Below are 21,194 nucleotides of genomic sequence, written 5' to 3'. Positions count from 1 at the left end.
TTAGGTTATTTCAAATGAGAATTGGTATAACTATTTAATAAAGAAACTATGTCATTCAGAATGCTACGGAGAGTAAAATATATATTTTTATTTCTGCAATGTTCGAAATGAACATATATGTTCCTGATACCAAGTTCAACAACCGTTAATCCAATATTTAAAACAACGTTATTTGTCCTTCATCATCAGGGTCTTCCTCAGATAGTTTTACATCATCATTTAAGTTCGAAGGTGTATCATTACTAACAGGTGTATTTGCTGTAACTTCAGTTTCTCCAATAACCTCTAAGTCATCTGCATGCACTTCTTCCGGAGCCTCGTAAGGTAACGAATCTAATAAATTGACTTGATTTACTTTATCTTTTGTTAACTGATTACCTAAAGCGTTGATACCTTTAATTGAAATAAATTCTTCAAGATTCACTTCTAAATTATCTTTCCTGTCTTTACCTCGTTCTTTAGCAAAGACCACTTCCGCAATAGGCTTCCAGTCTGTAGATACAATTTCTAATTGCGAATTAGGGTGCTCTGAAATAAATGATTCCTCGCGTCCTTCGTTTTCAATTAAAAAACGTTTTACATAGTAAATCTCTTTTTCTCCATTAAAATAAATTGCAGATATAGGTTTTTTAGGAATCCATTTTTCCATGACAATCATATCATCATCAAAATGCATCGTTACTTCTGGTGTAACTGTTTTAACTATTCCAGATTGATTAATAATGAGTAGTTTATCCTCTCCTCTAAATTCTCCTATTAAGTCGCCTCTACCATCAACATTTAAACGCCTTACAGTATCATCGAACCATATTTTACGAGGTTTTAATGTAGAAACGCCTTTTTCTTTTAATTCAACGCGTTTTATAGAATACTTAGTAACGACGTTTCCTTTGGAGACTCTTCCTTTTATGAGTATATCGGCAAAATCAATATCCCACTTTAGTTTCTTAATACTTCCCGCTTGTCGTAATAATATCGTAATGACTTCTGCTTCTCCATTCGGGTTTGCAGAAAAATAAAGTACTGTAGAACCTTTATTTCCATTTGTTAAATCATATTCCTTATCTCTTGTTACACCTGTAACAGCAAATCTCTTAATGTATGATGGCCCATTTTTACCATCACGATAAATCATATTATAAATAGTACGCTTGTCCTTCTTCTTAAATACAGCAACATGTATAATATCTTTACCTATAAAGGTTTTTGTGCCTACCTTTGTAATCATCATCTTCCCTGCTTTGGTAAACACTATAATATCATCTATATCACTACAATCACCCACATACTCATCACGTCTAAGTGAGGTTCCAATAAAGCCTTCTGCTCTATTTACATAAAGTTTTGTGTTTCTTATAACGACTTTAGTAGCGTCTACATCATCAAACGCGCGAATCTCTGTTTTACGTTCTCTTCCATCTCCATAATCTTTCTTCAATCTTGTAAAATAAGCAATCGCATAATCAATAAGGTTTTCTAAATGATGCTTTATTTCTGCTATCTGCTCTTCTAAAGCATCAATTTTTTGTTGTGCCTTATCTATATCAAATTTTGATATACGTTTAATTCGTATCTCGGTTAATCTTGTAATATCATCTTCAGTTACAGCACGCTTCAAATGTTTAATATGTGGTTGTAGTCCTTTATCAATAGCACTTATAACACCTTCCCAGGTTTCTTCTTCTTCAATATCACGATAAATCCTATTTTCAATAAAAATACGTTCTAAACTTGCAAAATGCCATTGCTCTTCAAACTCGCTTAATTTAATTTCAAGTTCACTTTTAAGAAGCTGAACGGTATTATCTGTAGAACGGCGTAACATTTCGGAAACACCAATAAATAAAGGTTTATTATCTTCAATAACACAACCTAAAGGCGAAATAGATGATTCACAACTAGTAAATGCATAGAGCGCATCAATCGTTTTATCTGGCGATAATCCTGAAGGCAAATGCACTAAAATTTCAACTTCTGCCGCTGTATTATCTTCAATCTTCTTAACTCTTATTTTTCCTTTATCATTAGCTTTTAAAATAGAGTCTATAAGCGATGATGTTGTAGTTCCATATGGAATCTCTGAGATGACAAGTGTATTTTTATCCAGCTGAGAAATTTTAGCTCGTACTCTTGCTTTACCGCCTCGTAGTCCATCATTATAATTAGAAAAATCAGCAATTCCCGCTGTTGGAAAATCTGGTAATATTGTAAATCGTTTCCCTTGTAAATGCTTAATGGAAGCATCAATAAGTTCGATAAAATTATGTGGTAATATTTTTGTTGATAATCCTACAGCTATACCTTCACCACCTTGTGCCAATAGTAAAGGGAACATAACCGGTAAGTTAACTGGCTCTTTACGCCTACCGTCATAACTAGCTTGCCATTCGGTTATTTTAGGATTAAATACTACATCTAATCCAAATTTAGAAATACGGGCTTCAATATAACGTGATGCAGCTGCTCGATCTCCTGTTAAAATATTCCCCCAGTTTCCCTGTGTGTCTATGAGTAAATCTTTCTGACCAATTTGTACCATGGCATCTGCAATACTCGCATCTCCGTGCGGATGGTATTGCATGGTATGGCCGACAATATTTGCCACTTTGTTGTAACGTCCATCATCCAAATCTTTCATAGAATGCATGATACGACGTTGCACGGGTTTAAAACCATCTTCTATGGCTGGTACAGCACGTTCTAAAATAACATAAGATGCATAATCCAGAAACCAATCCTTATACATACCCGTTACTCGGGTAATGGTTTCCTGAGGTTCTTCTTGTTCGTTAATTAAATCGTCGTTAGGGTCTTCGTCTTCGGTCATGCTTTATATCAATTCTTAGTAGGAGAAATTTATGTATTATTAAATAATATGGCTTTATTTCATAACTATTTTGTGTCTTCAATTAAATCCATTTCAACTTTCAGGTTATCAATGATAAACTCTTGTCGTGTTGGCGTGTTTTTACCCATATAGAATGATAATAATTCTTCAACAGACATATTATCATCTAACATGATAGGATCTAATCGAATATCGTCACCAATAAAATGCTTAAATTCATCTGGTGAAATTTCACCTAATCCCTTAAATCGGGTTATTTCTGGTTTTGGTTTTAATTTCTCTATAGCATTTATACGTTCTTCTTCTGAATAACAATAAATGGTTTCTTTTTTATTCCTCACACGAAATAAAGGGGTTTGTAATATATACAAATGCCCTTCTTTGATTACTTCTGGGAAAAATTGAAGAAAGAATGTGATTAGTAGTAATCGTATATGCATCCCATCAACATCGGCATCTGTTGCAATAACGACATTATTATAACGCAGATCTTCTAAGGATTCTTCTATATTCAAAGCTGCTTGTAACAGATTAAATTCTTCATTCTCATAAACAATTTTCTTGGTTAATCCATAACAGTTTAATGGTTTTCCTTTTAAGCTAAAAACCGCTTGTGTATTAACATCACGAGATTTTGTTATACTTCCGGAAGCCGAATCTCCCTCGGTAATAAAAAGTGTCGTTTCTAAATTACGTTCGTTTTTGGTATCTCCAAAATGCACTCTACAATCACGTAATTTTTTATTGTGTAGACTTGCCTTTTTAGCACGATCTTTTGCTAGTTTTCGAATACCGGAAAGTTCCTTTCGTTCTCTTTCTGCTTGTAATATTTTGCGTTGAATGGCTTCTGCCGTATCTTGATTTTTATGTAGAAAGTTATCTAATTGTGTTTTTACAAAATCATTTATATAGGTTCTAACCGTAGGTAGATCACCTCCCATATCAGTAGAACCTAATTTTGTTTTAGTCTGACTTTCAAAAACAGGTTCCATTACCTTAATAGCTATGGCACTGACTACGGATTTTCTAACATCGTATGCATCATAATTTTTACCATAAAATTCACGTATGGTTTTTACTAATGCTTCTCTAAACGCATTTAAGTGCGTTCCTCCTTGAGTTGTATTTTGTCCATTTACAAACGAATGATACTCTTCGCTATACTGTGTTTTACTATGGGTTAATGCTATTTCAATATCATCGCCTCGTAAATGAATAATAGGATATAATCTATCGGATTCATTAATATTTTCGCTTAGTAAATCTTTTAATCCGTTTTCGCTATAATACTTTTCGCCGTTAAAAACGATAGTCAACCCTGGATTTAGATAGACATAGTTTTTAAGCATCTTAATGATGTACTCATTTCTATATTTATAGTTTTTAAAAATGAGATCATCTGGAATAAAAGACACCTTTGTTCCTTTTCTTCTTGCCGTAGTGTCTAATGATTCTTTATTAGTCAGATTACCCTTTTCAAATTCCGCTGAGGCTGACTTGTTATCACGTGTAGATTCTACTCTAAAATATGACGATAATGCATTTACTGCTTTGGTACCTACCCCATTTAACCCTACAGATTTTTTGAAAGCTTTTGAATCGTACTTTCCACCTGTATTCATTTTGGAAACCACATCAACGACTTTCCCTAAAGGAATCCCACGTCCGTAATCACGAACCGTTACTTTAGTCCCTTGAATAGATATTTCAATGGTTTTCCCAGCTCCCATGACATACTCATCAATAGAGTTATCTAAAACTTCTTTTAATAAGATATAAATTCCATCATCTGGAGACGAGCCATCCCCAAGTTTACCAATATACATCCCAGGACGCATACGGATATGTTCTTTCCAGTCGAGTGAGCGTATATTATCTTCAGTATAATTGGATTGTTCGGCCATAGAACTGCGCTAAATTTAATGATAGAACGCTAATATAAGACAACGTTGCAAAAAATAAAACCTCCGCCACACAAAGTAATTAACAATATAACATTGTTTTTGTTGAGAACCTTATTCTTTGGTTTTTGGCTTCTTCAAAGACACTAATAAAATGCCTATTATAACGACCAGAGCCCCAAAAAGTTGTAATAACGTTAGGACTTCATTTAAGAAAATAGATGCCAGAATGATCGTAGAAATTGGTCCGATACCTGCTACAATTGCAAAGTTCGATGAACTGATCATTTTAATAGAAGCTGATACTAAAAATGACGGTATCACAGTCGCAAAAACAGCTATTAAAAACCCCAGTAAATAAACTTCCCATGAAAAACTAAACAGATCTACTTTACTTATAATACTATAGTGAATAAATACGCAAATACATGAAACGATCATGGCATATGCTGTGAATGTTACAACCCCAAATTTAGGAATTAACCAACCACTTCCAACCAAATATGAGGCATATGTTATAGCACTAAGTAAAATAAAAAAACCGCCTATATAGGTGTCATTTCCAGAAATAGCAACCTCATCCCAAAAAGCTATAACAATACCTAAATAGGTTAATGCTATTGCTCCTCCTTGAATTTTAGTTATGGGTTGTTTTAAAAAGAACCTATTTAACAGTAGTACAATAGTGGGATACAAAAACAAAATGATACGTTCTAAACTTGCTTTTATATAAGTAAGTCCTACAAAGTCAAAATAACTGGCCAAATAATACCCAACGAATCCAAAAAATACGACCCAGGCATAATGTTTATTCTTTATGACAGCCTCCTTATTTTGATGTCGATATAAATAGGCTATGACGATATAAAAAGGAAAGGAAAATAGCATTCTAAGTAACAGAATACTAATCGTATCTACTTCGTATTGATACGCTAGTTTTACCATAACTGCTTTTGAAGAAAATAGCACAATACCAAGGATTCCTAAAAAAACACCGTAAACAAAAGTTCTTGTAGTTTGCATGAAACGAAAGTAACGTAGTGCTTTGGTGTAGTTATTTTATAAACTGAAGAATTACGATGTTCAGAACCAGTATTAGATGTTTAGTTGACAGTTGCAGTCTCAGTTTTCAGTAGGTAGTATTTAGTGTTCAGTATTCAGTATTCAGTGGCAGTAAACAGTGGAAGTGCTCAGTGATATAACTATTTAACAATAAGTAAATAACCATTGTTCCTTTTAGTCTCTAGTCTATAATCTATTCTCTATAATCTATAATCTATGGTCTATGGTCTATGGTCTATGATCTATGGTCAAAAATAATAACCCAACAAACCTAAACACAAAACAAAGAAATATTATACGTTTAGTTGACAGTCACAGTGTTCAGTGGCAGTAAACAGTGGAAGTGTTCATTGATATACAATATTTAACACTAAGTAAATAATGATTATTCCTTTTAGTCTATATTCTAGGGTCTATAGTCTATTCTCTATAATCTAGGATCATAAAACACTCAACAAACCTAAACATCAAACAAGGAATATTATACGTTTAGTCGACAGTCACAGTGTTCAATGCCAGTAAACAGTTGAAGTGCTCGTTGACATAAATATTTAACAATAAGTAAATAATAAATTCCTTTTAGTCTATAGTCTAGGATCTATATTCTATCCTCTATAATCTAGGATCATAAAACACTCAACAAACCTAAACACAAAACAAAGAAATATTATACGTTTAGTTGACAGTCACAGTGTTCAGTGGCAGTAAACAGTTGAAGTGTTCATTGATATACAATATTTAACACTAAGTAAATAATGATTATTCCTTTTAGTCTATATTCTAGGGTCTATAGTCTATTCTCTATAACCCAGGGTCTATTCTATGGTCAAAAATAATCCCCAACAAAGCTACACATTAAACAAGAAATGCATCACATCTCCATCTTTAACAATGTAATTTTTACCTTCCACGCGCATTTTTCCAGCTTCTTTTACTTTGGCTTCGCTGCCAAAAGACACATAGTCATTATAACCAATAACTTCGGCACGAATAAAACCTTTTTCAAAATCGGTGTGTATAACTCCTGCTGCTTGTGGTGCACTAGCTCCTATATCTATCGTCCAGGCACGTACTTCTTTTACACCTGCCGTAAAATAGGTTTGCTGATTTAACAGTTTGTAAGCGGAACGAATTAATTTAGCAGAACCAGGCTCTTCAAGTCCTATATCTTGTAAAAACATTTGGCGTTCTTCATAATCATCCAACTCGTTAATATCTGCCTCTGTACCTACAGCTAACACCAAAACCTCTGCATTTTCACCTTTAACAGCTTCTCTTACTTTTTCAACATAGGCATTACCAGAAACTGCTGCACCTTCATCAACATTACAAACATACATCACTGGTTTATCTGTGATAAACTGAGATGGTTTTACAAAATCTACATAATCCTCTTCACTAAATTCTAATGCACGAACGGATGTTCCAGACTCCAAACCTTCCTTTATAGCCAGTAATACAGCTTCTTCTTTTTGAGCTTCCTTATTTCCAGTTTTAGCAGCACGCTTTACTTTATCAAGTTTTTTATCGACAGTCTCTAAATCTTTAAGTTGTAGTTCCATATCGATAGTTTCTTTATCTCTTATCGGGTCTACACTACCATCAACATGCACAATATTATCATTATTGAAACAACGCAATACATGAAGAATCGCATCAGTTTCTCTAATATTCGCTAAAAACTGATTTCCTAAACCTTCTCCTTTACTCGCTCCTTTAACCAATCCTGCAATATCTACAATTTCAACAGTTGCCGGTTGTACACGCTCTGGGTTCACTAACGTTTCTAATTTTTCTAAACGATGGTCTGGCACATTCACCACACCAATATTAGGCTCTATAGTACAAAAGGGAAAGTTTGCACTTTGTGCTTTGGCATTCGATAAACAATTAAATAACGTTGATTTTCCTACATTAGGCAATCCTACAATTCCTGCTTTCATTGAAAATTTATTTTTAATTCCCGCAAAGACGGGAATCTCTTTTTTGCGAGTGCAAAGATATATTATAATTAACAGTATTTTATAATTTTTATAAAATTCAATAACTAATTTGTCTATCTACAGATTTCAAGCCTACATAGGCTTAGTAATTCGTATTCATGACTAGTCCCCATGCAACGTTAGATTCACGTAAATTTGTGCCTTTTTAAAGGTACATTCAAAATGCAGGCTATATACTTGGTTTTTTATACTTATTTTTATGAATTTATATATGAGTTTAATAATACATCTCATTGTAACATTATTCTATTTTACTCGTCGATCTTATGAAACCATCGATTATGAAAAAATCAGTCTTATTCGTAGCCATTTTATTGACTAGCTTCTATATACATTCCCAAAATATCACAGCTAAACTGATAGATAAGAAAAGTAAAACCCCCATACCATATGCTACTATTAAAACAGGTGAGTTTAGTGGTGTTATTTCTAACGAAGAAGGCTATTTTAGTTTGAATTCAGAAGATATTCAAAACAAAACTGTTACTATTTCTTGTTTAGGGTATCAAAACAAAGAACTTAGTATAGCTGCTATTGAAGCACTCAACTTTATAATTCCTTTAGAAACTGCTATTAACCAACTTAGTGAGGTTTATATTAGTAATAAGCGTCCTAATGTAGATTCTATTATCGCTAGAGTCAATGCAAAACTTGATGAGAATTATGATATCAACCTGAAGACATACAACATATTTTATAGAAGTACCGATTATGCAAAATTTAAAAGCCTAGACTTTGACATTGAAAAAGCATCCCGTGTAAAATCTAAAAACATAAAAAAGGCTAATAAAAGTTTAGATTCGCTCTCCAGACACATTAGATCTAGCAACATCATTCATTTTTCAGATTTTAAAGGCGAGTTATCAAGTTTAGATAAAGATAGCAGCAAACTCGTTGTTAATAAGGCCACGAAGCTTTTTGATCATAAGAATGATTTTTCTATTGAATCCGTGCAAGAAAAAGCACAAACTATGGCTTTGAAATATATAGATACTATGAAAACCTATAAGGTTAAAAGCGGGTTATTTAAAGTTGAGGATTCATTATCATTAAGAAATGAAGATTTTAAAGAGAAGATGAAAAATGAGTACAATGTGTACGATCTAAAAAATAAGACTGGTTCGTTATTACGTAAATCCATGTTTGTAGATGATTCTTTTTTAAAAAGTATTTTAAATCCTAAATTATACGATTACACGTTTGAAGATGTGGGTTACGATAATGGAGATCTTACTTATATTGTAAGTTATAAACCCAGAAGAAGCAAAGCAAAGTTTACTGGTAAACTATTCATTTCGGATGAAAACTATGCGGTTACCAAAGTAGATTATAAATATTACGGATCTCGCTATGGTAAAAAAGTAAACCTAAAACTACTCCTAGGCGTTAAGTTTATAGAAAATGTTAGTGAAGGCATGTATATCTACGAAAAAAATAGCGATAACAAATACCAGCCTAAATACATCAAACGAATAAAAGGTGCTTATTTTTATGTGAGTAGAGGTTTAAAACTTATTGAAAATAGTCGAGAGAAAAACAAAGTGGGGTTTGACTTTAAAATTGAAGGTGATAACCGTAATAAAGAGGAATTACTTTTCACCGACGTTAAAAATATTACTTTAAATGATTTTGCTTTAATCAAACAAGAAAAAGTGGTTCCGTTTACCTTGTTAAAAGCTTTTGAAAAATCTACATGGGAAAATGAAGAGATTTTAGAACCTTTAGAGGAAATGAAACGATTTGGGAGTGGGGAGTGATTTGGGTTGTGCTTATAAGATGTTTGGTTTTTCAAAGTTCGTAAGTATCAAGAGCCACATGTTTTATAAATGTACTCATTTTAAAACTTAGCACTATCAGCCAAATGATCTATATTTTTTTATTGTGTATAGTAATTATTTACGTCTAAGTTTTCGAATCTATATATTCCAAAATTCAATTTTAATATTCAATCTGTTATTATCTTCGTAATCATGTCTTTTCCCGTTCTCATCTAAATCTTTTACCGTTCTACCTCCAAATAATAATCGGATTAAAGATTTACATCCTTATTTTTATCAACTTCTAAATGTGAACATGGTCCGATAAAGAAATTAAAAAAAATTCACCATTTTCATACTTTCTCACTTATTTTATGCATACAGTACATCCTAGAATTTGAATAATGATTGACATAATTTACTTTGTATCAAAAATTCAAATAATTGTTTAGCCTCACTATTTATTTGCACAACAATAATTAAAAATCACTCTAAAAAGTTCTTTTGCATGATTCTTCTGAGATCCTTCCTCCAAAAAAACAAAGCTCTATAAGCTAAATACGTGATCTGATCATTTAACAGCGCGTCCACGAATTTGGGGAATAATAGGAATAAATGGGGAGTAGGAATTATAAGTTTCTAATTCCAACTTATTAAAACCAACAGATTCTAATAATTGTTTAGTGTCTCTATTGGTATGGCATCCTTCAAAAAACCAATGCCACGGCTTATGAATCAGGTTTTGGATAAACGCTAACATAGAATTATCTCTAGCTTTTACATGCTCAATGAATATAAATACGCCGGATGGTTTTAAGATGCGCTTAATTTGATTTATGCAAGCCATCGGACTACTAACTGTACAAAGTACCAAAGTAGACACTACAAAATCACATGAATTATCAGGCAAATCAATAGATTCTCCAACGACCTCTTTTATTTCTAAATGAATACCATATTTAACTGCGCTCTTTTTTAAGTTAGCATGCATATGAATATTGGGTTCTATAGCTATTAGTTTAGTTCCAACTTTCAAATAACGCATATTCGCTCCTGTTCCTGCTCCAATTTCAATAACAGTCTCTGGATGATTTTTAAAAAGCTTACGCTTTGAATTCCCAAAAAGTATATCCATATATCCAGAAATCATTTTAAAAAAGAACGCATTTATAGGTCCACGAATGGCATTATTTTGAAATTTGTTTTCCATACTTATCTGTTAGGGTTTAAGCGCATGGCTAGATAATAAAGCATGACGTCCTTCGTGATGTTCTAACACATAATGCATTCGAGCTATCTGATCGTTAGTAAACATATTCATGGTCTCATCATAAGACCAGGTCATATAATTGTTAATCATTGCAGGTTCTCCCTCACATCCTATAAAAGCAATATTATAAACAGGTTTATCAACCGCTGGAGTATCATCACAATAGTCATTATTCTCACAATCTCCTTCTCCCCAAATATGCAATACTCCTAAGTAATGCCCCATTTCATGAGTTAAGGTTCTCCCAAATCGTGCATAACATGCAATATCCGATTCTCCAAAATGCAACCAATTAATTAAAATACCTTCAGCATCACCTGGTTGCGGTAATGAAAAAAACTCTGTTCCAGGTAAATCTGTTTCCGGTCCTGTCGCAGAACCAAATACAAAACATTCTGAATCTTCTGGTAATGGTGTTGTCCAAACATTGATATATTTTTTAGGATCCCAATAAGCGTATTGTGCATAGTGATTTACATTATGTCCCAAGCTGGGTACAAGCACCTTAGTTGAATCTACTCTATTAATGCCGTTAAAAGGTTTTCCGTCTGGATCTTGCTTTGCTAAAACAAATTCTATTCTGGTATCTCCTCCATCTGGGTGATTGTTATACCCTCTTGTTCCCTTTTTTCTGCGAAAGTCTTCATTTAGTATTTCAATTTGTCTTTCAATTCGTGCAGTAGAAAGGTTTGTACCTTCTCCAACGGGTTTACCATTATGTATAATATGGATCACAACTGGTAAATAAAATATATCTTCCTCTGGATTAGAAGGATCTGGATTAGAAGGATCTGGATTACTATCTTTTGAACAAGAGCATAGTAATAAAACAATCGTTATTACGATAGCCACTTTTTTTGAAAAAATATTTTTAATTGTTTTCATTCGTCTTTTTTTATTATAAAACAACCTGATTCTATTATTTTTGGTTAGTGACATCTCTAAACATAAGCATATCCAATAGTCTGCGAGAAGCTCCCAAATAATACCCTGTTTCATGTTCATGTGTTTTTGGGTTTTTAAAAGTCCCAAACAACATATCTATAATAGCCAAATCGGTATAATTATATTTATGTATCCCTTTAGCATGATGTAACGTATGACTTTCAGGACGTTGAATGATATACCCAATCCATCTTGGTGTGTTAATATTTGCATGTTGAAAAACTCCAAAAAAAGTAGTGGATAGAATTACCGCAGTAATAGCTTTTGGAGATAATCCCATGATAACAGCAAAACTAATAGATCCTATTAGCGATATACCAATCATATCATTAATACTAAAAACAAATGTACTGGGAACGTCTAAACGTTCTGAGCTGTGGTGAACTTGGTGGGATACCCTAAATAAAAAGTTGGATTTATGCATACTAATATGCCAACCATACTGTACAAGCTCAAATAAAAATATACCTAATATAATTTGCGTCGTCAAACTTAAATAGCTTAAATCAAACAATTGAAATTTTATGAAAAAATCGTCCCATAATAATGGAATATATGTTGTTAGTAATAAAAACACAGTAAAGAATAGTAATCCGCGAAGCTTCCAAAATTTTATTTTGGGTAATTGCCTCGCGGGAAATAACGATTCCCAAATAAATAAACTCCCTAAAATAGCATAAACGATTAATGAAATAGGGTCTAATAAAACCTCTAAAGGAGTTGGTAATTGTGAAATGATAGTTTCTAAATTCATAGCTTTAAGTTTTTTTTTATAAAATTATGAACTCTAAAAAAAACTAACCAAAAATCATCCTTGATCTATGTTAGGAATTTGATTTTCAAAATGTTATTAAGGCTTAAAAAAAGAGGCTATTAAAATATTTTCTATATTAGCCTAGCTTATTATTTCTAATACTAATTTAGAAAACCCAAATTATAACCTACTTTATTATGAAATACTATACCCTGTTATTTGTATTATTCATTGCTTTTTCATGTTCAAAAAAAGAGGATGATATACCACCACAAAACGGCACACCTTCTCAAAATGAAGACAATCAGGAAGACGATCAAGACAATACAACAACTGATATTGTAGATGATTTTGATGGAACCGGAGCCTTAATTGACTTTGTAACTAATAACGCTTCGTCATTACCTGATGTTTCAAGAGTAGCTGGAAGATATCGTGCTGTTCTTACTGACAATTCCGATAACAAAACGTTACATTTTAATCAAGATCAAGGTCGGTTGGATGCTAAATTAGTGGCTTTTCCTTTTGAGTTTATCGCAAGAAACATAGGTATTGGTACTATAGACAATTCACAAATAGCACCGACATCGGCGAACAGTCCGTATAATTTTGCAGGTGTTCAGGTTCATGTAGAAGATTTCAACTCTATAAATTCATCTCATGTAGTGGTTGGACACAGAGGATCTACTGCGTTTACCATTGAAGGGAAAAACACGCTAAATGGAGGCTCTTCGGTAAATGATATTGGCGCTAATACTGTTCCTAACGGAAGAGCCGACATACGCATTGTTGGAAGTGAAAACAATACGCTCACGGTATATTGGCAACTTCCTAACTTTACTGGTGATAGCACGTCTGATAATTGGACACTTTATAATGGAACTGGAAATCTACCCGGAACGGCACCAACGTATGGCAATAATGTTTATGTTGGGCTGATCACTTATGCTTTTTATACTACTGGAGTTCCTTTTGTAGGTACCTGCGATGCTATCGAAATTAAAAAGACTAATTAAAGCATCCTAAGAATGTAATTTCTTTCTAATTCTACTTAAGCTTTCCGGGTGAATACCTAAATATTTAGCTATTTTGTTAACTGGAATATTAGAGATATAATCTGGTTTGCTTTTGAGCATTTCAACATAAATCTCTTCGGCTGTTTTTGTTAAAAGTGCTTTTTCTCTATTAGATTTTCTTATATAACCATGTTCAGTCATAATTCTTCCAAACTTATTTACATCAAATGAATCATTATAAGCTTGCATCAAATCTTCGCGTTTAATGACTTCAACATCACAATCCATTAATGCCACAACCCGAACATCTCCAGGTTTTTGGTTCAGAAAAGAAGTAAAACAACAAAAAAACTCTTTTTCAAAAAAGAAATCTATTACTTTTTCAGACATATAACTTTTTATGATAATCTCTGCTATCCCCTTGTTCATAAAATATAAAGAGTCCTCTACCTGTCCGTATTCGGTCAAGATCTCCCCTTTTTTAAAAAAGCCTTTTTTAACAGGAAAATGGAATTCTTCGTATGATGGTATAGAGGTACTTACAGTAGCATTGAAAAATTCCAGAAAAGTCATGTGCAAAATGAGTAAAATTAAACGTTAATGATTCAAATCAATATAAGTAGTTATCTAAGCTTCTTAAGCTACAAATACTAAATATATAGATGCCATTTTTAATCAATAGTTGCGTTAATATGCACTTTTTAACAAAAACCCTAGGTAAAAAAACTTAGGATTTTTGTTATACCTTAATTTATTCTTAGTAGGATAACCCCGGAGATTTATGTAAATAATGTGGATTTCCTATTTGCTTTAAGACAAAATCGGCAACATCTGCTCTAGAAATTTTAAGTTTTAATGACTTTGCTTTAGATCCAAAACCATGTCGGTAAAGTTCTGTTTTTTCACCATCGATAAAAGCACCAGGTCTTACAATAGTCCAATTCAGGTTGCTATCCTTCACATAACGTTCCTGCAATTCGTGATCTAAAAAAATTTGTTTTAAATACCATCCAAACATAATATATTTCCAAAAGAAATTGAGGTTGTTATTACTTTCATAAGTGCCTAATGTACTTTGGCAGATTAATCGATTGACACCATTATCTTCCATAGCTGCAATTATATTTTTAGTGCCTTGAGATCTAACAACACTTTTTCTGCTTTTTCCAGAACCCAGTGCTATAATAACAACTTCCTGACCTTTTACAGCTGAAGCGACATCGTTTATATTGAAAACGTCCCCTTCCTTAATTTTTAGATTTGGATTAGAGAATATGTTTAGCTTTTCTGCATCCCTACAAAAGGCCAATACTTGATGTCCTTTTTCTAAAGATTGTTCAATAAGATGTTTTCCTATAGTTCCTGTAGAACCAAATATTACTACTTTCATAATTTTCTATTTAAGATTATGAGGCAAAAGTATTTGATATACAAATCTAAAAATTGAACAAAACCGACAAAATCATCGATTAGATAAATGATTAAGATAATAAGAAGGTGTTAGTCCTGTGTAACTTTTGAAAGTTCTTATAAAATGAGATTGATCGGAAAAACCACTATCATAACCAACATCTAATAAAGAATTATAAGTAGCTTGTGTTAACTTATTTATGGAGCTTTGAAACTGAATTATCTTAGAAAACTGTTTAGGTGTTAAACCTATATAAGTCATAAAATTACGTTCAAACGTACGTTCAGTCATATAAATTTTATCTAATAAATCTTTTATTTTTATTTGACCTTTATTCTGGATTATTATAGAAATAGCTTTTTCTATGTTGTCGTTTTCAGAAACTTTATGTGTTCTAATCAATTCCCGCATTAAATCTGAAATGATACTCACTTGTTCATCCAAATTATTAGCTTGTACTAGTGACTGTCTGTAGCTCTCAACATTTAAATAGTCAATTTGTAATAGATCATAACAATCATCATTTAAAACTTTAGGATCTATACCCAATAAATATTTAGAAGCAAAAGGATATAATTGAATGACTACAAATTTATAAAGTCCTTTTACATCCAAAGAAACTGGTGCTAACGTTTGTCCAAAAAGAAAAAGCTCTGATAGTTTTTTGTTTTTTGGAAGGAGAAAGAAGTCATTTTCAGTTTGCTGAAACATAATTCCTGGATAGCCATCGGCATACAAAGGAATATTGGTATGTCCATTAACATCAAAATTTTCATCTGTATAAATACAGTTAACAAATGGGGCTAAATCATGATCTAGAATAAATGCTGCTTCTTTCAAGATAATATTAATTTAGTTTAAAGCTAAAATAATTCTTTATATGGCTGCAACAAAAAAATCCTAAGCGTAAAGCTCAGGATTTATTTTATAATTTATGATAGATTATAAACTATCCTTCTGGGTGGGGTGCATAAAGCGTTGTTTAGCTAACAACTCTTCTTCTGTTTCAACCACATCTTCATCAGGCACACAACAGTCTACAGGACAAACCGCAGCACATTGTGGTTCATCATGGAATCCTTTACACTCTGTACATTTATCTGGAACAATATAGTAAATCTCATCACTTACTGGCTCTTGAGCCTCGTCTGCATCTACTTCGTTTCCGTTAGTTAATACAACAGTACCTTCTAAACTAGTACCATCTTTATAGCGCCAGTCATCGGCACCTTCATATATTGCTGTGTTTGGGCACTCAGGTTCGCAAGCACCACAATTTATACATTCATCTGTTATTATAATAGCCATAGCCTTTTTTCTCTTGAGTTTGCTTAAATTTGCAGACGCAAAAATAACGCCAAAACCATTCATAACCAAATACAGAATGAATTTACAACAAAGAATTAACGCTTTTGTAAAATTAGGAGATTTTTTAAGTCAATTTTCTAATGAAGTTATTCGAAAAAATGATAATGTTGAACACAACGATACATTCTTCGATGGTTTTAAACATCAACTAAAACTAGCCGAAGAAAATAATGGGTGGTTTACACAAGAGAATATTCGGTTTTCAATTAAAAATTGGACAGAAGCTTTAACAACGAAGAATCTCAATAAGTGGTTAGAGCCATATCAGATTAATATCACTAAACCTAAACAAGTTGCCATTATTATGGCCGGTAATATTCCATTAGTTGGGTTTCATGATTTTTTATCAGTGCTTATCTCTGGTCATCATGTCTTAATAAAACAATCATCAAACGATAAACATATACTCCCTTATTTGGCAAAGTATTTAGAATTTGTTCAACCGGAATTTAAAGGCACTATGACCTTTACCGAAGATAAAATTGAAGGTTTTGATGCCGTAATAGCAACTGGTAGTAATAACACAGCACGTTATTTTGAGCATTATTTTAAAAACAAACCATCTATTATACGAAACAACAGAAATTCGGTAGCCGTTTTAAGCGGAAAAGAATCTAAAGAAGAACTGGTGGCGCTTTCTGAAGATATTTTTAGATATTATGGTCTAGGCTGTAGAAATGTCTCTAAATTATTTGTTCCAAAAAATTATAATTTTGATGCCTTTTTTGAAGCGATGTACCACTGGCATCCTATTATTGATAAAGCAAAATATGCCAACAATTATGATTATAATAAGGCTGTATATTTAATGAGTGAGTTTGATATGTTAGAAAATGGTTTTTTAATGATAAAAGAAGATGAAAGCCATGCTTCACCCATTGCAACAGTTTTTTATGAATACTATGAATCACCCAAGCAATTGAAAGAAAAATTAGATAAAGAAATACAGCAAATTCAATGTATTGTCTCCAATGGATTTACAGAAAATGAAATTACTTTTGGGGCCACTCAAAAACCCCAACTTTGGGATTATGCGGATAGTGTTGATTCTATTGAATTTTTATTAGCAATTTAATAAAAAAATTATTGAATTTTTAGCGGTAAATATCCAATTAATTAGCAACTTTGCATCTTAAATTTCATCCCATCCTCAATCCTTCCCATTGGGAAGGAAGGTTGGAGTTAAAAATAAATATTAACTAAAAATTCGCCCATAAAATTCCCTTTCCCCTGGAAAGGGTTAGGGATAGGAAAATGAAAAAACATAACTTTAGTGCAGGTCCATGTATTTTACCTCAAGAAGTATTACTTAAAGCTTCAGAGGCAGTCGTTGATTTAGATAACAGCGGTTTATCTTTAATTGAAATCTCACACAGAAGTAAAGCTTTTGTAGATATTATGGAAAAAGCTAGAGCATTAGCTTTAGAATTACTTGGATTAGAAGGCAAAGGTTACAAAGCTCTGTTTTTACAAGGTGGTGCCAGTACACAATTTTTAATGGTTGCTTTAAATCTTTTAGAAAAAAGAGCTGGATATTTAAATTCTGGTACTTGGGCAGATAAAGCCGTTAAAGAAGCAAAAATTTATGATGATATTTATGAATTAGGTTCTTCAAAAGATGCTAACTATAATTACATTCCTAAAGGCTACGAAATACCTACAGATTACGATTATTTTCACTGTACTTCTAACAATACTATTTTCGGAACACAAATGAAAGCATTTCCAAAATGTGATATTCCATTAGTTTGTGATATGAGTAGCGATATTTTTTCCCGTACATTGGATTTTTCTAAATTCGATTTAATCTATGCAGGTGCACAGAAAAATATGGGACCAGCTGGAACTACCCTTGTGGTAATTAAAGAAGATATTCTTGGAAAGGTGTCTCGTAAAATTCCATCAATGATGGATTATAAAGTACATATAAGTAAAGGCAGTATGTTTAATACACCTCCTGTATTTGCAGTGTATACTTCCATGTTAACTTTAGAATGGTTAAAAAATCTTGGTGGTATTTCGGCCATTGAAAAAGAAAACGAAAAGAAAGCACGATTAATGTATTCTGAAATTGATTTAAATCCATTATTTAAAGGATTTGCTGCTAAAGAAGATCGTTCTGACATGAATGCTACCTTTACCTTAGAAAACGAAAATCTAAAGGAAACTTTCGAAACCATGCTTAAAGAAGCTGGTATAAATGGTTTAAACGGTCATAGAAGTGTTGGTGGTTATAGAGCATCTATGTACAATGCATTGCCTTTAGATAGTGTAAAAGCATTGGTTGAAGTCATGAGTGAATTAGAAAGTAAAGCATAAAAACAGTTTGCAGTAAGCAGTTGCAGTATACAGTTGCCTACTCGAACTCTAGAAATAAATTTATTACAAAGTATAAAGTCTAATAGTTCTAACAACTTTAAACTTTATACTTTTCAACTTTAAACTTAAAGAATGAAAGTATTAGCAAACGACGGTATTTCACAAAGTGGTATTGATGCGCTAGAAAAAGGTGGTTTTGAAGTCATAACTACAACCGTGGCACAAGAACAATTAATTAATTATATCAACGAAAAGGACATTACTGTTTTATTAGTGCGTAGTGCTACTACGGTACGTAAAGACTTAATCGATGCGTGTCCAAATTTAAAAATCATTGGTCGTGGTGGTGTTGGTATGGATAATATTGATGTTGAATATGCCAGAGAACAAGGGCGTAGTGTTATTAATACTCCAGCAGCATCTTCTCACTCGGTTGCAGAACTAGTATTTGGACACTTATTTGGACTAGCTCGTTTTTTACATAACTCAAATAGAGACATGCCATTAGAAGGTGATTCTAACTTTAAAGGCTTGAAAAAAGCTTATGCAAAAGGCTCTGAGTTAAAAGGAAAAACCTTAGGTGTTTTAGGGTTTGGTCGTATTGGCCAAGCGACTGCAAAGGTTGCTATTGGAGCTGGTATGAAAGTGGTTGCTTTTGATCCTTTTATGGATGAAGCTAATTTAGAATTAGACTTTTTTGATGGTCAAAAATTAAATTTTAACATTAAAACTATTTCTAAAGAAGACGTTTTAAAACAAGCAGATTTCTTAACGCTACACGTTCCAGCACAAGAAAACTACGTTATTGGCAAATCTGAATTAGAAATCATGAAAGATGGAGCTATACTTGTTAATGCAGCTCGTGGTGGTGTTGTTGACGAAGTTGCCCTTGTTGAAGCTATTACTAGCGGAAAAATTGCAAGAGCAGCTTTAGATGTTTTCGAAAAAGAACCTAAACCAGAAATCCAACTATTAATGAACCCTTCGTTATCATTAACACCTCATACTGGCGCAGCAACTAATGAAGCTCAGGATAGAATTGGTACTGAATTAGCAGATCAAATTATCAGTATATTAAAATAATTATGAGTCATTATGTGACCTAAGAGATAAAATTGAGTCCTAACTTATATGTTAGGACTTTTTTTGTACATTGACCAATCAATTTCACTAACCAACTTTTTCAATTAAATAAAATAATAAAATATTATGGCAGGAATTTTAGACTTATTAAACAGCGACCTTGGAAAAACTATTATCAGTGGTGTAGCTGGTCAAACAGGACAAGACGAAAGTAAAACCGGAAGTGTCTTAACAATGGCTTTGCCTGTTTTAATGCAAGCTATGAAACGTAATTCAGCGACCCCACAAGGAGCAGAAGGTTTACTTAGTGCTTTAAATAGTAAACACGACGGAAGTATTTTAGACAATCTTGGTGGTTTATTTAGTGGTGGCGTAGATGATAATGTATTAAATGACGGAGGAAAAATATTAGGCCATGTATTGGGAGGTAAACAACAACATGTTGAAAATGCATTAAGCCAGAAATCTGGTATCGATGCTGGATCTGTGGCTCAAATATTAAAAGTAGCTGCACCCATACTAATGGGTGTTTTAGGAAAACAAAGTAGACAACAAAACGTAAGTAATTCAAGTGGTATTGAAAGCTTATTAGGTGGATTACTTGGAGGCAATTCTCCTAAACAAGAACAAAGTTTCATTGAATCTATTCTTGATGCTGATGGAGACGGAAGCGTTATTGACGATGTAGCAGGTATGGTATTAGGTGGTAATAAAAAGAAAGGTGGCCTAGGAGGGTTGCTAGGTGGGCTTTTTGGAGGAAAATAAATTATAGAGCCATAATAAAACACAAAATGCCAAATATTACTGTTTGGCGTTTTTTTTTGTTAAAACAACTCTAAAACAACATTTTAAGGTATGATTTTTGTAAATTTATTTGAAACAAAGGACGCTTAAAAGAAACTAGTTCCTCAATGAGACGATCAGTTAACTCATTCTAGTTTTTATAATATAAAATTATATAGCACTTTTGAATAACAAATAGAAATCCATTAAAGCTATGAAAAAAGTTATTTACATATTATTACTATCATCTGTATCTCTATTTATTTTTAATTGTAATACAGCAAAACCAATAGCATCCGAAAAAAACAAGTCTGAAAAAGAACTGGCGGCAATTGTTAGCGATACAGTAACTATTGCTAATGACGAGTTAGAATACGAAATTATCATTATAGAACCTGGTTTTAATACCTGGTTACTAACCACTGCTAGACCAGAAGGTTTTTATTCACAACAATATCTAGAAAACAGAAATTTTATTTATGTAACAGAATGGAATCAAAGAGTACTTCAACCACAGCGTTTTGATCCTAATCTATATGAACTACAAATTGATTATCAACATGGTATAGATTATGGATATGAAGTTAATTACAAACTCTTTAATTACTTTATTTATTTCCAATTAACCTACAAACAACGATTAGCAGGATTTGTTCCTCGAATTTAAAGTCTTT

General features: G+C 32.6%; 18 protein-coding genes. 7 read left to right on the top strand and 11 right to left on the bottom strand.

Annotation, left to right across the window (positions count from 1 at the left end):
• Positions 1-157: 157 nt before the first annotated feature.
• The 4 genes from EM932_RS00760 to ychF form a co-directional block, all read right to left on the bottom strand.
• The gene (locus EM932_RS00760; protein WP_135874479.1) at positions 158-2,827 is read right to left on the bottom strand and encodes a DNA gyrase/topoisomerase IV subunit A; all 2,670 of its coding nucleotides are present in this window, start codon (positions 2,825-2,827) and stop codon (positions 158-160) included.
• Positions 2,828-2,892: 65 nt separating this feature from the next.
• Positions 2,893-4,752, bottom strand: a complete 1,860-nt coding sequence (locus EM932_RS00755; RefSeq protein WP_135874477.1) for a DNA topoisomerase IV subunit B — start codon at positions 4,750-4,752, stop codon at positions 2,893-2,895.
• A 111-nt stretch (positions 4,753-4,863) separates the two neighbouring features.
• Entirely contained in the window at positions 4,864-5,772 is a 909-nt protein-coding gene (locus EM932_RS00750) for a DMT family transporter (protein WP_135874475.1), read from the bottom strand.
• A gap of 887 nt (positions 5,773-6,659) precedes the next feature.
• On the bottom strand, positions 6,660-7,754 hold the full coding sequence (gene ychF / locus EM932_RS00745; RefSeq protein WP_135874473.1) for a redox-regulated ATPase YchF: 1,095 nt from the start codon (positions 7,752-7,754) through the stop codon (positions 6,660-6,662).
• A 341-nt stretch (positions 7,755-8,095) separates the two neighbouring features.
• Between ychF and EM932_RS00740 the strand changes: the two genes are divergently transcribed.
• Positions 8,096-9,571: a carboxypeptidase-like regulatory domain-containing protein gene (locus tag EM932_RS00740; RefSeq protein ID WP_170179682.1), complete on the top strand. Its 1,476-nt coding sequence runs from the start codon at positions 8,096-8,098 to the stop codon at positions 9,569-9,571.
• Between the two features lie 571 nt (positions 9,572-10,142).
• Here the strand turns inward: EM932_RS00740 and EM932_RS00735 are convergent.
• From EM932_RS00735 to EM932_RS00725, 3 genes are read right to left on the bottom strand one after another with little or no spacing between them, the layout of a single operon-like run.
• On the bottom strand, positions 10,143-10,781 hold the full coding sequence (locus EM932_RS00735; protein WP_135874470.1) for a class I SAM-dependent methyltransferase: 639 nt from the start codon (positions 10,779-10,781) through the stop codon (positions 10,143-10,145).
• 9 nt (positions 10,782-10,790) lie between these two features.
• Complete coding sequence (locus tag EM932_RS00730; protein WP_170179681.1) at positions 10,791-11,726, bottom strand: M43 family zinc metalloprotease; 936 nt, start codon at positions 11,724-11,726, stop codon at positions 10,791-10,793.
• A 34-nt stretch (positions 11,727-11,760) separates the two neighbouring features.
• Positions 11,761-12,540 (bottom strand): sterol desaturase family protein, encoded by a 780-nt coding sequence (locus tag EM932_RS00725; protein WP_135874467.1) that lies wholly within the window; start codon positions 12,538-12,540, stop codon positions 11,761-11,763.
• 197 nt (positions 12,541-12,737) lie between these two features.
• Here EM932_RS00725 and EM932_RS00720 point away from each other — a divergent pair, with 197 nt between their 5' ends.
• A complete protein-coding gene (locus EM932_RS00720) occupies positions 12,738-13,556 on the top strand; it encodes a hypothetical protein (RefSeq protein ID WP_135874465.1) in 819 nt (272 codons plus the stop codon).
• Positions 13,557-13,562: 6 nt separating this feature from the next.
• On the opposite strand, the gene EM932_RS00715 is transcribed toward EM932_RS00720, so the two are convergent.
• The 4 genes from EM932_RS00715 to EM932_RS00700 all read right to left on the bottom strand — a co-directional run bounded on the left by EM932_RS00715 (position 13,563) and on the right by EM932_RS00700 (position 16,275).
• The gene (locus EM932_RS00715) at positions 13,563-14,129 is read right to left on the bottom strand and encodes a Crp/Fnr family transcriptional regulator (RefSeq protein ID WP_135874463.1); all 567 of its coding nucleotides are present in this window, start codon (positions 14,127-14,129) and stop codon (positions 13,563-13,565) included.
• A gap of 184 nt (positions 14,130-14,313) precedes the next feature.
• A complete protein-coding gene (locus EM932_RS00710; RefSeq protein ID WP_135874461.1) occupies positions 14,314-14,946 on the bottom strand; it encodes an NAD(P)-dependent oxidoreductase in 633 nt (210 codons plus the stop codon).
• A gap of 72 nt (positions 14,947-15,018) precedes the next feature.
• On the bottom strand, positions 15,019-15,807 hold the full coding sequence (locus tag EM932_RS00705; RefSeq protein WP_135874459.1) for a helix-turn-helix domain-containing protein: 789 nt from the start codon (positions 15,805-15,807) through the stop codon (positions 15,019-15,021).
• Positions 15,808-15,909: 102 nt separating this feature from the next.
• Positions 15,910-16,275 carry a 4Fe-4S dicluster domain-containing protein gene (locus tag EM932_RS00700; protein ID WP_135874457.1) on the bottom strand — a complete coding sequence of 122 codons (366 nt, stop codon included), beginning with the start codon at positions 16,273-16,275 and terminating at the stop codon, positions 15,910-15,912.
• A 76-nt stretch (positions 16,276-16,351) separates the two neighbouring features.
• Between EM932_RS00700 and EM932_RS00695 the strand changes: the two genes are divergently transcribed.
• From EM932_RS00695 to EM932_RS00675, 5 genes are all read left to right on the top strand, one after another.
• On the top strand, positions 16,352-17,410 hold the full coding sequence (locus EM932_RS00695; RefSeq protein ID WP_135874455.1) for an acyl-CoA reductase: 1,059 nt from the start codon (positions 16,352-16,354) through the stop codon (positions 17,408-17,410).
• A 179-nt stretch (positions 17,411-17,589) separates the two neighbouring features.
• A complete protein-coding gene (gene serC, locus EM932_RS00690; protein ID WP_135874452.1) occupies positions 17,590-18,654 on the top strand; it encodes a 3-phosphoserine/phosphohydroxythreonine transaminase in 1,065 nt (354 codons plus the stop codon).
• A 132-nt stretch (positions 18,655-18,786) separates the two neighbouring features.
• Positions 18,787-19,737 carry a D-2-hydroxyacid dehydrogenase gene (locus EM932_RS00685; protein WP_135874450.1) on the top strand — a complete coding sequence of 317 codons (951 nt, stop codon included), beginning with the start codon at positions 18,787-18,789 and terminating at the stop codon, positions 19,735-19,737.
• Between the two features lie 126 nt (positions 19,738-19,863).
• Positions 19,864-20,502 carry a DUF937 domain-containing protein gene (locus EM932_RS00680; RefSeq protein ID WP_135874448.1) on the top strand — a complete coding sequence of 213 codons (639 nt, stop codon included), beginning with the start codon at positions 19,864-19,866 and terminating at the stop codon, positions 20,500-20,502.
• A gap of 232 nt (positions 20,503-20,734) precedes the next feature.
• The gene (locus EM932_RS00675) at positions 20,735-21,187 is read left to right on the top strand and encodes a DUF6146 family protein (protein WP_135874447.1); all 453 of its coding nucleotides are present in this window, start codon (positions 20,735-20,737) and stop codon (positions 21,185-21,187) included.
• Positions 21,188-21,194 lie beyond the last annotated feature (7 nt).

Source organism: Flavivirga rizhaonensis (genome assembly GCF_004791695.1).
Classification (GTDB): Bacteria; Bacteroidota; Bacteroidia; order Flavobacteriales; family Flavobacteriaceae; genus Flavivirga; species Flavivirga rizhaonensis.
The sequence above is the reverse complement of the archived record's forward strand: the minus strand, read 5'-3'. Positions and strand labels throughout refer to the sequence as shown.